The 14,578-nt window shown below is 65.6% G+C and carries 12 protein-coding genes; 5 read left to right on the top strand and 7 right to left on the bottom strand.

Annotated elements, in window-relative coordinates:
* Positions 1-318: 318 nt before the first annotated feature.
* The 6 genes from N7650_RS19995 to N7650_RS19970 all read right to left on the bottom strand — a co-directional run bounded on the left by N7650_RS19995 (position 319) and on the right by N7650_RS19970 (position 5,460).
* Positions 319-1,032: a GNAT family N-acetyltransferase gene (locus N7650_RS19995; RefSeq protein ID WP_279899683.1), complete on the bottom strand. Its 714-nt coding sequence runs from the start codon at positions 1,030-1,032 to the stop codon at positions 319-321.
* Between the two features lie 65 nt (positions 1,033-1,097).
* Positions 1,098-2,723: a methyl-accepting chemotaxis protein gene (locus N7650_RS19990; RefSeq protein WP_279899682.1), complete on the bottom strand. Its 1,626-nt coding sequence runs from the start codon at positions 2,721-2,723 to the stop codon at positions 1,098-1,100.
* A 109-nt stretch (positions 2,724-2,832) separates the two neighbouring features.
* Positions 2,833-3,684, bottom strand: coding sequence for an AraC family transcriptional regulator (locus N7650_RS19985; protein ID WP_279899681.1), 852 nt, complete (start codon positions 3,682-3,684; stop codon positions 2,833-2,835).
* Positions 3,681-4,007, bottom strand: a complete 327-nt coding sequence (locus N7650_RS19980) for an AzlD domain-containing protein (RefSeq protein WP_080604768.1) — start codon at positions 4,005-4,007, stop codon at positions 3,681-3,683. Before N7650_RS19980 ends, N7650_RS19985 begins: the two co-directional genes overlap by 4 nt.
* Positions 4,004-4,696, bottom strand: a complete 693-nt coding sequence (locus N7650_RS19975; protein ID WP_279899680.1) for an AzlC family ABC transporter permease — start codon at positions 4,694-4,696, stop codon at positions 4,004-4,006. Before N7650_RS19975 ends, N7650_RS19980 begins: the two co-directional genes overlap by 4 nt.
* 77 nt (positions 4,697-4,773) lie before the next feature.
* Entirely contained in the window at positions 4,774-5,460 is a 687-nt protein-coding gene (locus N7650_RS19970) for a hypothetical protein (protein ID WP_009400345.1), read from the bottom strand.
* Positions 5,461-5,759: 299 nt separating this feature from the next.
* Here N7650_RS19970 and N7650_RS19965 point away from each other — a divergent pair, with 299 nt between their 5' ends.
* Positions 5,760-8,120: a DNA polymerase II gene (locus N7650_RS19965; RefSeq protein WP_037060558.1), complete on the top strand. Its 2,361-nt coding sequence runs from the start codon at positions 5,760-5,762 to the stop codon at positions 8,118-8,120.
* A gap of 228 nt (positions 8,121-8,348) precedes the next feature.
* On the top strand, positions 8,349-8,906 hold the full coding sequence (locus N7650_RS19960; RefSeq protein ID WP_279899678.1) for a DUF4174 domain-containing protein: 558 nt from the start codon (positions 8,349-8,351) through the stop codon (positions 8,904-8,906).
* A gap of 108 nt (positions 8,907-9,014) precedes the next feature.
* Here the strand turns inward: N7650_RS19960 and N7650_RS19955 are convergent, their stop codons facing one another.
* Positions 9,015-10,256 (bottom strand): FAD-dependent oxidoreductase, encoded by a 1,242-nt coding sequence (locus tag N7650_RS19955; RefSeq protein ID WP_009400342.1) that lies wholly within the window; start codon positions 10,254-10,256, stop codon positions 9,015-9,017.
* 114 nt (positions 10,257-10,370) lie between these two features.
* Here N7650_RS19955 and N7650_RS19950 point away from each other — a divergent pair, with 114 nt between their 5' ends.
* The 3 genes from N7650_RS19950 (at position 10,371) to N7650_RS19940 (ending at position 14,373) form a co-directional block, all read left to right on the top strand.
* Positions 10,371-11,381: an Ldh family oxidoreductase gene (locus N7650_RS19950; protein WP_279899677.1), complete on the top strand. Its 1,011-nt coding sequence runs from the start codon at positions 10,371-10,373 to the stop codon at positions 11,379-11,381.
* A gap of 229 nt (positions 11,382-11,610) precedes the next feature.
* Complete coding sequence (locus N7650_RS19945) at positions 11,611-12,804, top strand: amino acid aminotransferase (RefSeq protein ID WP_009400338.1); 1,194 nt, start codon at positions 11,611-11,613, stop codon at positions 12,802-12,804.
* Between the two features lie 288 nt (positions 12,805-13,092).
* Positions 13,093-14,373, top strand: a complete 1,281-nt coding sequence (locus tag N7650_RS19940; protein ID WP_009400336.1) for an HAAAP family serine/threonine permease — start codon at positions 13,093-13,095, stop codon at positions 14,371-14,373.
* Positions 14,374-14,578: the final 205 nt, after the last annotated feature.

The raw sequence follows: 14,578 nt of genomic DNA, 5'->3' as shown, positions 1-14,578 counted from the left end.
TCGTCTTTGTCCGGCATCAGGGGGTTCAGGTTCCCTGTGACGGATCAGCGTACGGCCCTGTTTTGCGGTTTTATGCGTTCAGGGCTGCGCTGTCGCACCAATAACAGCTCCAAAGCACGACGCGTACCCTGTGTGTGTGTGGGTTTACCCGCGATTGCGCTGGTGTGGTCACTATGGCTATCGCTGGCAAGCCAGCTCCCACAGGTTTCTCGGCCAACCGGGGATTTTGTGTTCGACATGGTCACTGTGGGAGCTGGCATGCCGGCGGTGCGGCCACCATCGTAATCGCGGGTGAACCCCACAAGGGCCCGTCTCGGGTCAGGACCGACGTTCCTGCACAATCCGCGTCGGTCGTATTTGCCACCGTTGGGTCCGCTCCCAGGCAAACGCCGCCGCGTGCCGGGTCAGTTCGTCCAGGTGGCGGTCGCGCTTCTTCTCCGCCTCGACCATCGCCTTGCGCCCATGCTGCTTGAGCAGGTAGCTGTGAATCTGCTGGATTTCCACGGTGCGGAAGATCGGCGCCACATCCAGCACCGCCAGCTCGGCATCTCCGGCCGGCGCGTCGGTCGCCATGAGCACCTGCGGCCCGCGCGCGCCGACCACCTCGAAGCCAAGTGCCTCGAAGCACGCCACCTTGCCCTTGCCGCAGGCCAGTTCCATGCGCGGATGGCGCTGGCGTACCTCCGCGAGCATGGCTCGGGCGATCCCGCACCGGCGCAGGTCCTGGCGCACCGCCATGTAGGCGACGGCGCAGGCGCCTTCCTCGGCGTCGATCGGCAGGTACAGGACGAACCCGGCCAATTGTTCTTCCTCGCAGGCCAGCACCAGGCCGACCGGCAGGCGCGTGCCGCCCAGGGCCTGGAGATACAGGTGCACCTCGAAGCCCAGAGCGTATTGGTAGAGGTTGTAGAGCGGGTTGCTCGGCGGCAGCGCGGTGGCACTGAGGTCGCTGAAATTGTCGACCACCAGTTGCATCAACTGGCTGTGCAGCGGTTCGGCGGGGGCGGTCTGGTGAAGGGTGACAACGGGCATTACGCGCGGAGCTCCGGAAACTGGGCGGGGTGCCAGTCTACAGGAGCCGCGCCGCCTCTTCGATTTTAGACGCGGAAACGCCCCACCAGCGCCGTCAGCTCCGTCGCCAGGCCCGACAATGTCCGGCTTGCCGCGCTGGTCTGCTGTGCGCCTTCGGCCGAGCGCGCCGACAATTCGCGGATATTGAGCAGGTTACGGTCCACTTCCCGGGCCACCTGGGCCTGTTCTTCGGCCGCGCTGGCGATCACCAGGTTGCGCTCGTTGATCTGCCCGATCGCAGCATAGATGCCTTGCAGCACCTGTTCCGAGGCCTGGGTGGTGTCCAGCGCTGCGCGGGCCCGTTCGGCACTGGCGTGCATGGAGCTGACCGCCACCTCGGTACCGTGCTGCACGCTGCCGATCATCTGCTCGATTTCCTGGGTCGATTGCTGGGTGCGGTAGGCCAGGGTCCGCACTTCATCGGCGACCACGGCGAAGCCACGCCCGGCTTCGCCTGCCCGGGCCGCTTCGATGGCGGCATTGAGGGCCAGCAGGTTGGTCTGCTCGGAGACCGCGCGGATCACCTCCAGCACCTTGCCGATATCGCGGATTTCCCCGGCCAGCAGTTGCAGGCGCTCGCTGCCGGCCTGCACCTCGCCGGCCATGGCCTGGGTACCGTCGAGGGTGTCGCTGACCTGTCGACGGCTCTGTTCGGCAAGGCGGTTGGAGTCGTTGGCGGCCTGGGAAGTGGAGACGGCGTTGCGCGCCACTTCCTCTACGGCGGTGGTCATTTCGGTGACGGCGGTGGCCGCCTGCTCCAGTTCTTCGTCCTGGCGGCGCAGGCTTTCGGCACTCTGCTCGGTGACGGTGTTCAGCGCTTTCGCGGCATCGGCCAGTTGCCCGGCGCAGGCGTTGATCTGGCCCAGGGTATCGCGCTGGCTGTGCTGCATGCGTTGCAGTTCGGCGAACAACTGGCCGATCTCGTTGCTGCCCGGCACCGTGACCGGCTCGCTCAGGTCGCCAGCGGCGATGCGCTGGAAATGCCGGCCGGCTTCGGCCAACGGGCGCAGCACGCGCTGCTGGATGAAGGCCCAGCACAGTGCTGCCAGCAGCACGGTGGTGACCAGCAAGGCCAGGCTCAGCAGTTGTGCTTTGCGCAGGCGGCTCTGCGATTCGTCCATGATCTGCTGGCTGCGGGTGCTCAGTTCCTTGACCAGGTCCTGGCGCAGGGCCTGCAGGCGGCCCATGGCGTTGCCAGCCTCGATGTTGACCGTGAAGTAGCGGTCCAGGGAGTTCTCCAGGGTCGCCTGGCGCTGGCCGGCGATGGCTGCGGAATAGCTCAGGTAGGTGCGTTGCAGTTCGTCGGCGGTGGTCTTGAGCGTCGGGTCGTCCACGGCGGCGACAAAGTCGGCGATCAGCGCCTGGCCGGAGGCGATCAGTTCTTCCGAGCGGGTCAGGCGACCCTTGGCGCTGTCCATGTGGCCGCCTTGCTGTTCGATGAAGCCGGAGGACACGTTGGCGCTGGAGCGGATTGCCATGAGCAGGGCGTTGTTAAGGCGGTCGGACTGGTGCGCGGTACGGTCCAGCTCGGCGATCTGCACATCGCTGCCCACGGCGCTGCGCCAGGCGCTGACGGTGGAGAACAGCAGGGTCAGGCTGAACAGTGACAGCACCCAGAACATTCCGGTGCGGATTTTCAGGTCGGCGAACATGCGGGCAAGGACTCCTCGATAGTCGGTCCCGCCACTGCGGGCGGGTTTGCCAATAGCTATCGGAGAGGGGTGACGGGCGCTTGAGGGGGCAGGACCGGGTTGTGTTCGATTATCGAACGGAGATCGAGGTCGAGTGCACGCAGGCGCGGCGGTACTCGCCGGGGGTGACGCCGTAGGCCTGCTTGAACTGTCGATTGAGGTGGGCCTGGTCGGCGTAACCCAGGTCCACGGCGACGTTGAAGGGCAGGTAGCCGTGGCGCAGCAGGGTCCGGGCCCGGGCCAGGCGGCGTTGCTTGAGCCAGGCATGGGGTGGCAGGCCGGTGGCCTGGCGGAACACCCGGGCGAAGTAGAACGGCGACAGGTGCACGGCAGCCGCCAGTTCCTCCAGCGACGGCGGACAATCCAGGCGCGCATCCAGCAGCTCGCGGGCGCGGACCACGGCCAGCGGTTCGTTGCCCGGGGCGCGCGGGTCGCGGACCCGGGCGTGGCGCTGCATCAGCAGCAACGCTGCCTCGCGCCAGGCCGATTGCTGCTCCAGGGCGCTGGCGCCTTGCTGGGCGCAGCGGTGCAGGCCGAGCAGGGCACGGAATACCGGCGGGTCATGCAGGACACTGGCGCTGAAGCCCGGCGTGCCGCCGGCATCCAGTTCCAGTTCGTCGAGCACGCTGGTCATATGGGTCACGTCCGGGTAGCAGCCGCGGTAGCTCCAGCCGTTCTCGTGGGCGCGGGCGCCGGTATGCAGTTCCTCAGGGTTGATCAGCACTACGCTGCCCACCGGTGCCACGTGGTCGGCGCCGCGGTGCCAGAAGCACTGCGCGCCGGTCTCGATGGCGACGATGGAATAGCCTTCGTGCACGTGGGGAGCGAAACGCTGCTGGAAATAGCGGGCCTGGAGCAACTCGAGGTTGTCCAGCGCCGCTGCCTGCCAGAAATGGGTCTGTTCCCGTGGAACCTGTGTCATGGCGAACCGCTCAGCCAGCCGCGATAGATAAAGAACAAGCCCATGCTCAGCAGCATGCTGAGCAGGGTATTGCGCGTCCAGAGTACCAGCACCACGGCGAGCAGCGAACCCAGCAGGTAGGGGTTGGCCGGGTCGAGGTTCAGTTGCTGCCCGGGCAGGAACACGATCGGTCCGCAGATCGCCGTGAGCATCCCGGGTACGGCGAAGCCGAGGAATTGCCGGGCATTGGAGCTCAGGCGCAGGGGCAGGCGCGGTTCGAGAAATGCGTAGCGGTTGAGGAAAACCAGCAGGCCCATGGCCAGGATCAGGATGAAGACCATCAGCGTGCTCCGAATGATTTCTGGCAGATAAAACCTGCGGCCATGCCCAGCAGCCCGGCGGCGACCAGCGCGGTTTCCCAGTGCCAGTAGCTGAACAGCACCGAGCAGAACAGCGCGACCGCCACGCACACCAGCGTCGGCACGCTGCGTACCGTGGGCGCGATCAGGGCGACGAAGGTAGCGGCGATGGAGAAGTCCAGGCCCAGTTGGTCCAGGTGCGGAATGCTCTGGCCAAGGATGATCCCGGCCAGGGTGAACAGGTTCCAGGCCAGGTAGAAGGTGAAGCCGACGCCAAAGGCGTACCAGCGGTTGAACTGCTGGCGGTCATGCTGGCTGACCAGGGCGAAGAACTCGTCGGTGAGCAGGAAGCCCAGGGCCAGGCGCCAGCGGGTCGGCAACTCCGACAGCACTGGGCGCATCGACAGGCCATAGAGCAGGTGCTGGGAGGTCAGCAGCAAGGTGGTCAGCAGTATGGAAAACAGGTTGGCGCCGCCCTTGAGCATGCCGATGGCCACCAGTTGCGCCGCTCCGGCGAAGACGATCGCCGACAGGCCCTGGCTTTGCAGCGGGGTAAGCTTGGCTTCGATGGCCATGGAACCGGCCAGCAGCCCCCAGGGCGCGACGGCCAGCGACAGCGGCAGGCAGGCGATGGAGCCTTTGATACAGGCAGTACGGGCGATGGATGCAGGCATGGGCGACAACAAGGCAAGGAACGGTCCTGCAGCATGCCAGAGCACCGGCCGGGCGCCTTGAACGATCTTGCTGTCTGCTACGGGTGGCTGACCAGTTGGTGTTGCGCAGCCTGGCAGCCGTTGATTTCCATGGCCTTGTGCGCGTAGGTGACGCGCTGGCTGGCGTCCAGCCCGGCGAGCAGGCGATAGACCTCGGCCTGGAAGTCACGCTGGCGTCCCCACTGCATGGCCAGGCCTTGTGGCCGTTCGCGCAGACACAGCAGGCGCACGGCGGGTTGCGGGTAGTAGCCGGCATACATCGAACTGCGTGTCGACACCTGCTCCAGGGCCTGGCGATAGGTGCTGTCTTCCAGCACCTCGGGACACCAGTTGACCACTTCCAGCGCGGCCGGGGCAAAGCCCTGGGCGATGCTGGAACGCAGCAGCGGACAGGCTTCGGCAGCGATCTGCCCGGCGGGAAGGTGGGTGATGTAATGCAGGGCCAGGCGGTATTCGGCCACCGGGTGCTGCAACAGCGCGGCGCGCTGCAGCAGGGCCACGGCCGGTTGCAGGGTCTGGTCCAGGGCCTGGACCTTGCGGATCAGTTCGCGGTCGGTGGGCAGGGCGTCCAGCGGCAGCGCGTTGCTTTGTGCCTCGGCCTTTTCCAGCAGCGGCAGGGCCTGGCGGTAAAGCAGGTCGGCATGCGGGTCGATAACCGGATCGCCGGCCAGTGCCGTCAGCGGCAGCAGCCACAACAGGGAGAGCAGGGAGCGGTCAGATCGCACGGGATTGGTCCTGCGGGGCGCAATTCATCATGTCGGGCACTGTCCATAGTGGAGGAAGGAGCTCCTGGCCGGGCATTCTAACGGGATGAGGGGCGCGCCGAAACCCGTCGTCGACAAGGCGTCGTGCAGGTAGAATCCGTCCCCCTTCGCGGCTTGCGCAAGAACCTGTGGGAGCTGGCTTGCCAGCGATGAGGCCGGCCATGGCAAAGATGTTGTCAGGTCCGGCCCAATCGCTGGCAAGCCAGCTCCCACAGGGTTTTGCAGCGGCCATTCGATGTTTGCCAGCAGAGGAAACCGTGGTGCAGCCACAACAGGGCTTTGTCCTGACCCGCCATTGGCGGGACACGCCCCAGGGCACCCAGGTGGAATTCTGGCTGGCCACCGATGCCGGCCCGCGCCTGTTGCGCCTGCCGTTGCAGACCTCGGTGGCCTTCATCCCGGCGCAGTACGAGGCCCGCGCCCGCGAACTGCTGCGCGGCGAGCGCGACGTGGAACTGCGCCCGCTGGCCCTGCAGGACTTCGAACACCAGCCGGTGCTGGGCCTGTACTGTCGCCAGCAACGCCAGGCGATCCAGCTGGAAAAACGCCTGCGCGGCGCCGGTATCGAGGTACTGGAGGCCGATATCCGACCGCCGGAGCGCTATTTGATGGAGCGCTTCATCACTGCGCCGGTAGCGTTCAGTGGCAAGGTCGATGCCGACGGCGTTTACCTGGACGCCCAGCTCAAACCCTCCAGCAATTACCGCCCGCACCTGAAACTGGTGTCCCTGGATATCGAGACCAGCGAGCGTGGCGAACTGTACTCCATCGCCCTTGAAGGCTGCGGCCAGAGGCAGGTGTACATGCTGGGACCGGCCAACGGCGATGGCAGCACGGTGGATTTCGACCTGGCCTGGTGCGACACCCGTGCCGAACTGCTGCACAGCCTCAATGCCTGGCTGGCCCGGCATGATCCGGACGCGATCATCGGCTGGAACCTGGTGCAGTTCGACCTGCGCGTGCTCCACGAGCACAGCAAGCAACTGGACGTACCGCTATTGCTGGGCCGTGATAAGCAGCCGATGGAGTGGCGCGAGCACGGCAGCCGCACGCATTTCTTCGCCGCGGCCGCCGGCCGGCTGATCATCGACGGTATCGAGGCGCTGCGCTCGGCAACCTGGAGCTTCCCGTCCTTCAGCCTGGAAAACGTGGCCCAGACCCTGCTTGGCGAAGGCAAGGCCATCGACACCCCTTACCAGCGCATGGACGAGATCAACCGCATGTTCGCCGAGGACCGTCCGGCGCTGGCGCGCTACAACCTCAAGGACTGCGAGCTGGTCACACGGATCTTCGATAAGACCCGGTTGATGGACTTCCTGCTCGAACGGGCCACGGTCACCGGATTGCCCGCGGACCGCAGCGGCGGCTCGGTGGCCGCGTTCTGCCATTTGTATATCCCGCTGATGCACCGCTTAGGCTTCGTCGCGCCGAACCTGGGCGGGCGCGAGGGCGAGGCCAGCCCTGGCGGCTTCGTCATGGATTCGCGGCCCGGGCTGTACGAATCGGTGCTGGTACTGGATTACAAGAGCCTGTACCCATCGATCATCCGTTCCTTCCTCATCGACCCGGTGGGCCTGATCGAAGGCCTGCGCGAGCCGGACGACGAGCACTCGGTGCCGGGCTTTCGCCAGGCGCGTTTCTCGCGTACCCGGCACTGCCTGCCAGCCATCGTCGAACGGGTCTGGCAAAACCGCGAGGCGGCCAAGCGCGAAGGAAACGCGCCGCTGTCCCAGGCCTTGAAGATCATCATGAACGCCTTCTACGGCGTGCTCGGCTCCAGCGGCTGTCGCTTCTTCGACCCACGGCTGGCCTCGTCCATCACCCTGCGTGGGCACCAGATCATGCAGCGTACCCGGCAGTTGATCGAGGCCCAGGGCTATACGGTGATCTATGGCGATACCGACTCCACCTTCGTCTGGCTCAAGAGCGCCCATGCTCCGGAGGACGCCGACCGCATCGGCAAGGCGCTGGTGGCAGGCGTCAACCAGTGGTGGCGCGACCACCTGCGCGATGAATACGGGCTCGAAAGCGCCCTGGAGCTGCAATACGAGACCCATTACACGCGCTTTTTGATGCCGACCATCCGCGGCGCCGAGGAGGGCAGCAAAAAGCGCTACGCCGGCCTTGTAAGGCGCGCCGACGGCAGCGAGGAAATGGTCTACAAGGGCCTGGAAAGCGTGCGCACCGATTGGTCGCCGCTGGCCCGGGAGTTCCAGCAGGCGCTGTACCGCAGGATTTTCCAGCGCGAGCCGTACCGCGAGTTCGTCCGCGACTACGTGCAGCGCACCCTGGCCGGCGAGCTGGACGAACTGCTGATCTACCGCAAGCGTCTGCGCCGCCCGCTGGACGACTACCAGCGCAACGTCCCGCCGCATGTCCGCGCCGCCCGGCTCGCGGACGAGTACAACGACAGCCAGGGGCGGCCGCGGCAGTACCAGCGGGGCGGCTGGATCAGCTACGTGATCACCACCAGCGGGCCGGAGCCGCTGGAAAACCGGCGCAGTCCGATCGATTACGATCACTACCTCAGCCGTCAGTTGCAGCCGGTGGCGGACGCGATATTGCCCTTCGTCGGTGATGACTTCGCCGGCTTGATCGACCGGCAGATGGGGTTGTTCTAGAGGAATCTTTCGCTGCGAGGGTATCTTCCGCGCAGCTTCCCGCCATCGACTATCCTCCTGTCTAGGTGTGTCGGACTTTTCGTTTCGGCACGTGAGAAATTACCTTTCTGAAACCGAAAGTTACCTTTGTCCCGGGCAGTTGCCCTGCGCAGTCGTTTAGGCTCCGACCTTCGGATCTTTCCTTGAGGTCTGTAGTCATTGTTACGAGGAATGAAGAAGGAGAAACACATGCTCGTCCGGTCCCTGACCCTTGCCGTCCTGCTGGCCATCGCCGGTCCGCTGCTGGCCGATGACAACCCTCTGGATCTGGATGCGGGCCGGGCCCGTCCGCTGGTGGTGATTGCCCCGACCAGCGCCGACCCGCTGTTGCGAAGCCTCAACGAATCACTCAAGGACCCGGCGACCCAGGCCGGCTTCAAGGAGCGCGGCCTGGTGCTCTACAGCGTGGCCGGGATGATCGGCAAGCGTGACGACAAGAACCTCGAACAGCAGACCACCATGGCCTTGATCCGCCAGGTCAGCCGCGGCGCGCAGAACGGCACCCAGGTGACCCTGGTGGGCAAGGACGGCAGCAAGCATGTGCTGGACAACGACGGTTCGCTGGATATGAGCAAGGTCTTCGCGGCGGTGGATGCGCTGCCGGCGGAAGAGAAGGCGATCAGCAAGCCGGAGTCCCAGGCGGCGCCAGCGGCCGCAGATGCCAAGGCGGGCAAGGCGGGCAAGGCGGATGCCAAGCCGGCCAAGCCGGCAAAACCGCTGCCGCCTCCGAAACCGCTGGAAGACTGAAACACGGTCCCTGTGGGAGCTGGCTTGCCAGCGATTTGGCCAGATCTGACAACATCTTTGTCAGTGCCGTCCTCATCGCTGGCAAGCCAGCTCCCACAGGTCCGTGTTTCAAACGAAACGCCCGGCGCTATAGGGCGCAGGGTCGGTAAACGGCACTTCCCCACACATCATCTCCGCCACCAGCCGTGCCGTGACCGGCCCCAGGGTCAGGCCATGGTGGGCATGGCCGAAGTTGAACCACAGCCCTTCATGCCGTGGCGCCGGGCCGATCACCGGGCGCATGTCCGGCAGGCACGGGCGGCGCCCCAGCCACGGCTGTCTGTCGAGCCGCTCGCCCAGGGGGAACAGGCTGCGAGCGATCACCTCGCAGCGCTTCAACTGGATTTCATTGCCCGGATCGTCGCTGGCGGCAAACTCCACGCCCGTGGTCAGGCGGATGCCCTGGTCCATCGGCGCGATGACGAAGCCGGCCTCGACATCGCAGATTGAATGCCTGAGCGACATGCCCGGGCGAACCTGGTAGTGCATGTGGTAGCCGCGCTTGCTCTCCAATGGAATGGCGTAGCCCAGCGGCTTCAGCACCTCGGCCGCCTGCGGGCCCAGTGCAATGACCACCTCCCGGGCATCGATCGGGCCGCGCTGGCTGCTGACCTGCCAGCCACCCCCGACCTGCCGCAGGCTGCGGGCATCGCCGTGGATGAACTGCCCGCCGCGCTGCACGAACAGGCGTGCATAGGCGCGCACCAGTGCGCCGGGGTTGCTTACGGTCTTGGGATCGAGCCAGTGGATGGCGCCTATGGCCGCCTGGCTCAGGCTGGGTTCCCGGGCATGCAGTTGCTGGCGGTCGAGCAGGTCGAAGGCCAGGCCGTAGGGTCCAAGGTTCGCGGCATCGGCGGTGGCGGCGGCCAGGGCGTTTGGATCACGGTACAGCTCGATCCAGCCCTCGGTCCTGACCAGCGCCTGGGCCCCGGCGGCTTCGATCAGCGGGTCGTGCTCGCTGACGCAGCGTTGCATCAACGGCTGGATGGCCCGGGTCGCGTCGGCCAGCGGGGCAGGGGCGGACTGCTGCCAGTAACGCAGCAGCCATGGCGCGACCCGTGGCAGGTAGCGCCAGTCGTAGCGCACCGCGGATTGGCGGTTGAGGCTGTAGCGAGCCAGGGTTTTCAGGTCGCGGGGAAAGGCGTAGGGCGTCACGCTGGAGCGCTGGATCAGCCCGGCATTGCCATGGCTGGTGCCGCTGCCGGGCTCGTTGCGGTCGATCAGCACGACCTGCCGTCCGCGCGCCTGCAAGTGCAGGGCGGTACTGACGCCGACGATTCCGGCACCGAGAACGAGGGTTTGGCATTGCATGCGGGTACACCTCCAGCGTGGTCAGGGTTGCTACAGACTTTGACAGATAGCGGTCATCCGGAGAAAGTCCACGGGTAGCTGATCCCAATCCAATTCCAAGCAAGGGAGCTTCAGATGTCCGCACCTGCCACACGGATTCCGTTCGCCGACCTGGTGAACCTGTTGCAGCGCATCTTCGTTCGTCATGGTTGCAGTGAAACGGTGGCCGCCACCCTCGCGGCCAACTGCGCCAGTGCCCAGCGTGATGGCGCCCATAGCCATGGCGTGTTTCGTATCCCCGGTTATCTTTCTACGCTGGCCAGCGGCTGGGTCGATGGCCGGGCCGAGCCCGTGGTCAGCGATGTGGCCAGCGGTTATGTGAGTGTCGATGCCGCTGGCGGGTTTGCCCAGCCGGCGTTGGCTGCGGCCCGCGAGCTGCTGGCAGGCAAGGCGCGCAGCGCCGGGATCGCGGTGCTGGCAATCTACAACTCCCATCACTTCGCCGCGCTGTGGCCGGACGTCGAGCCGTTCGCCGAAGAGGGGCTGGTGGCCCTGAGCGTGGTCAACAGTATGACCTGCGTGGTGCCCGAGGGCGCGCAGCGGCCATTGTTCGGTACCAACCCGATCGCCTTTGCCGCGCCCTGCGCGGGCGGGGCGCCGATCGTCTTCGACATGGCGACCAGCGCCATGGCCCATGGCGATGTGCAGATCGCCGCGCGCAAGGGCGAGCTGCTGCCCGAGGGCATTGGCGTTGACCGCGAGGGCAGGCCTACCCGGGACCCGGCGGCGATTCTCGATGGCGGAGCGCTGCTGCCGTTCGGCGGGCACAAGGGCTCGGCATTGTCGATGATGGTCGAATTGCTGGCGGCGGCGCTGACCGGCGGCAATTTCTCCTTCGAGTTCGATTGGTCGCGGCATCCAGGGGCGAAGACGCCGTGGACCGGGCAATTGATCATCGTCATCGATCCACGCCTGGCCCAGGGCGAGCGCTTCGCCGCGCGGGCGCGGGAACTGGTGCGGCAGATGGAGGCGGTAGGGGTGACGCGGATGCCAGGTGAGCGGCGGTTCAGGGAGCGGGAGCAGTCGGCGCGGGAAGGGGTGAGCGTGACGGCGGAGGAATGGAGTCAACTGCAGACATTGGCCTGACACTGACCCTGTGGGAGCTGGCTTGTCGGACCGCCGAACCGCAGCGATAGCTATAGTGAATTCACTGCTGCAATCGCTGGCAAGCCAGCTCCCACAGGGGGCGGCGGCGTTCTCCGGATCATGCACCGCCGCACAAAACCCTTGCACCAAGGGCATGTTCCTGCACCGCGAGTCCGGGTATGCTCGACACACTTTGTTCGATTCATCCTGCCCCAAGGAGCTGTGCGCTGTGTTCAAACATGTCGATGCCTATGCCGGTGACCCGATTCTGTCGCTGATGGAGACCTTCAAGACCGATCCGCGTGCCAACAAGGTCAACCTGAGCATCGGCCTGTACTACGACGCGGCCGGCGTGGTGCCACAACTGGCAGCCGTGGGCGAGGCGGAGAAGCGCCTGGCCGACAAGCCCCACGAAGCCTCCCTGTACCTGCCGATGGAAGGCCTGGCCGGCTATCGCCAGGCCATCCAGAACCTGCTGTTCGGCGCCGATCACCCGGCGGTGACCAGCGGTCGCGTCGCCACCGTGCAGACGGTCGGCGGTTCCGGCGCGCTGAAGGTCGGTGCCGACTTCCTCAAGCGCTACTTCCCCGAGTCGCAGGTATGGGTCAGCGATCCGACCTGGGACAACCACCGTGCCATCTTCGAAGGCGCCGGGTTCAAGGTGAATACCTACCCGTACTTCGATCAGGCCTCCCGTGGCGTCAACTTCGACGGCATGCTGGCTACCCTGCAGACCCTGCCGGCCAACAGCATCGTCCTGCTCCATCCGTGCTGCCACAACCCCACCGGCGTCGACCTGAACCAGGCCCAATGGCAGCAGGTGATCGAAGTGGTCAAGGCGCGCGAGTTGATCCCGTTCCTCGACATCGCCTACCAGGGCTTCGGCGAAGGCCTGGTCGAGGACGCCTTCGCCATCCGCGAGGCCGCCCGTGCCGGCGTACCGTGCCTGGTCAGCAACTCCTTCTCGAAGATCTTCTCGCTGTATGGCGAGCGGGTAGGGGGGTTGTCGGTGGTCTGCGACGATGCCCAGACCCAGGCCAGCGTACTCGGCCAACTCAAGGCCACCGTACGCCGCAACTACTCCAGCCCGCCCACCTTCGGTGCGCAACTGGTGGCCACGGTATTGAACGATGCCGGGTTGAATGCCCAATGGGCAGCGGAAGTCGAGCAGATGCGCCTGCGTATCCTGGAAATGCGCCAGGGCCTGGTGGATGCGCTGGCGGTGTTGCTGCCGGGCCAGGACTTCTCGTTCTTCCTCAGCCAGCGCGGCATGTTCAGCTACACCGGCCTGAGCGTGGCCCAGGTGCGCCGTCTGCGCGACGAGTTTGGCGTGTACCTGATCGACAGCGGCCGGGTCTGCATGTCGGGGTTGCGCCCTGACAACCTGCAGCAGGTGGCCGAGGCGATCGCTGCGGTTCAGTAAGTCGTTTAGTGGCCTTCAGGGCCCTATCGCTGGCAAGCCAGCTCCCACAGGATCCGCGGCGCGCGCGGTCTCTGTGGGAGCTGGCTTGCCAGCGATGAGGCCATCAGCAACACCTCAAAATCCTGCTGTCTATGCACCGCAAAGGTGCAACCATTCCTCGGACAGGGCTTTGCAAGTGCAACCTTTCAGCGCACAATCGCGCCCCTCTTTTATGGCCGGGGTGTGCTGAGGCGTCTATTCAGCCACTTGCGGCGCTGTTGCAGTCTTGCGAGTGGAGCTTCACCCGGAATGAACGAGCAGTCCCCGAGCGTTGAACAACGCTTCGAATCCACCCCGGCGGCGAGCCTTGCGCGCTGGGACCGTCATGACACCACCTGGATGCTCGGCCTGTTCGGCACCGCGATCGGCGCCGGCACCCTGTTCCTGCCGATCAACGCCGGCCTCGGCGGCTTCTGGCCGCTGCTGATCCTGGCGCTGCTGGCCTTCCCGATGACCTACTACGCCCACCGCGGCCTGACCCGCTTCGTCCTGTCCGGACGCAACGGCGGCGATATCACCGAGGTGGTGGAGGAGCACTTCGGCCTGAGTGCCGGTGCGATGATCACCGTGCTTTACTTCCTCGCCATCTTCCCGATCCTGCTGATCTACTCGGTGGCCCTGACCAACACCGTTGGCAGCTTCATGGAGCACCAACTGCATATCCAGCCGCCACCGCGGGCGCTGCTGTCGTTCGTGCTGATTCTCGGCCTGCTGGCCATCGTGCGCTGCGGCGAGCAGGCCACGGTCAAGGCCATGAGCCTGCTGGTCTACCCGTTCATCGTCGCCCTGGCGTTCCTCGCGGTGTTCCTGGTTCCGCACTGGAACGGCGGCATCCTCAGCACCGCCGGCGATGTGCCGAGTGGCGGCGCCTTCCTGCACACCCTGTGGCTGGCGATCCCGGTCATGGTCTTTTCCTTCAACCATTCGCCGATCATCTCGGCCTTTGCCGTCGACCAGAAGCGCCGCTACGGTGCCCATGCCGACGAGCGCAGCGGGCAGATCCTGGCCCGTGCCCACCTGCTGATGGTGGCGATGGTGATGTTCTTCGTGTTCAGCTGCGTGCTGACCCTGTCCCCGGCGCAACTGGCCGAGGCCAAGGCGCAGAACCTGTCGATCCTGTCGTACCTGGCCAACCACTTCAGCAACCCGACCATCGCCTTCGCCGCGCCGTTGATCGCCTTCGTCGCCATTGCCAAGTCGTTCCTCGGTCACTACATCGGCGCCAGCGAGGGCCTCAAGGGCATCATCCTCAAGACCGGCAAACGCCCGCCGGCCAGGACCCTGGACCGGGTCACCGCAGCGCTGATGCTGGTGGTGTGCTGGATCGTCGCCACCCTCAATCCGAGCATCCTCGGCATGATCGAAGCCCTGGGCGGCCCGGTGATCGCGGCGATCCTGTTCCTGATGCCGATGTACGCCATCCGCAAGGTCCCGGCGATGCGCAAGTACAGCGGCAAGGCGTCGAATGTGTTCGTCGTGGCTGTCGGCCTGGTGGCGCTGTCTTCCGTCGTCTATTCGCTGCTGCCCTAAGCTGAGCATAACCCCCTGTGGGAGCTGGCTTGCCAGCGATAGGGCCCTCAAGGGCAAGGATGTTGTCTGTTCTGGCCTCATCGCTGGCAAGCCAGCTCCCACAGGGGCCAGTGAAGGCGACTGAATTGTTCGGCTTCAAATCGGCAGATTGTCCACAAAAAACGTCCGGCAATTCAACAATTTGCATTGCCCCATAGGTGCCGGC

Origin of the sequence: Pseudomonas sp. GD04058, assembly GCF_029836855.1 — a bacterium.
GTDB classification, from domain to species: Bacteria; Pseudomonadota; Gammaproteobacteria; order Pseudomonadales; family Pseudomonadaceae; genus Aquipseudomonas; species Aquipseudomonas bharatica.
Note: the sequence above shows the minus strand (reverse complement) of the source record. Positions and strands in the feature narration are given on the sequence as shown.

Bases quoted from the DNA above. Each gene is read 5' to 3' on its own strand.
- N7650_RS19995 (WP_279899683.1), bottom strand. From the start codon at position 1,032: ATGCCCGTTGTCACCCTTCACCAGACCGCCCCCGCCGAACCGCTGCAC.
- N7650_RS19990 (WP_279899682.1), bottom strand. From the start codon at position 2,723: ATGTTCGCCGACCTGAAAATCCGCACCGGAATGTTCTGGGTGCTGTCA.
- N7650_RS19985 (WP_279899681.1), bottom strand. From the start codon at position 3,684: ATGACACAGGTTCCACGGGAACAGACCCATTTCTGGCAGGCAGCGGCG.
- N7650_RS19975 (WP_279899680.1), bottom strand. From the start codon at position 4,696: ATGCCTGCATCCATCGCCCGTACTGCCTGTATCAAAGGCTCCATCGCC.
- N7650_RS19960 (WP_279899678.1), top strand. From the start codon at position 8,349: ATGCTCGTCCGGTCCCTGACCCTTGCCGTCCTGCTGGCCATCGCCGGT.
- N7650_RS19955 (WP_009400342.1), bottom strand. From the start codon at position 10,256: ATGCAATGCCAAACCCTCGTTCTCGGTGCCGGAATCGTCGGCGTCAGT.
- N7650_RS19950 (WP_279899677.1), top strand. From the start codon at position 10,371: ATGTCCGCACCTGCCACACGGATTCCGTTCGCCGACCTGGTGAACCTG.
- N7650_RS19940 (WP_009400336.1), top strand. From the start codon at position 13,093: ATGAACGAGCAGTCCCCGAGCGTTGAACAACGCTTCGAATCCACCCCG.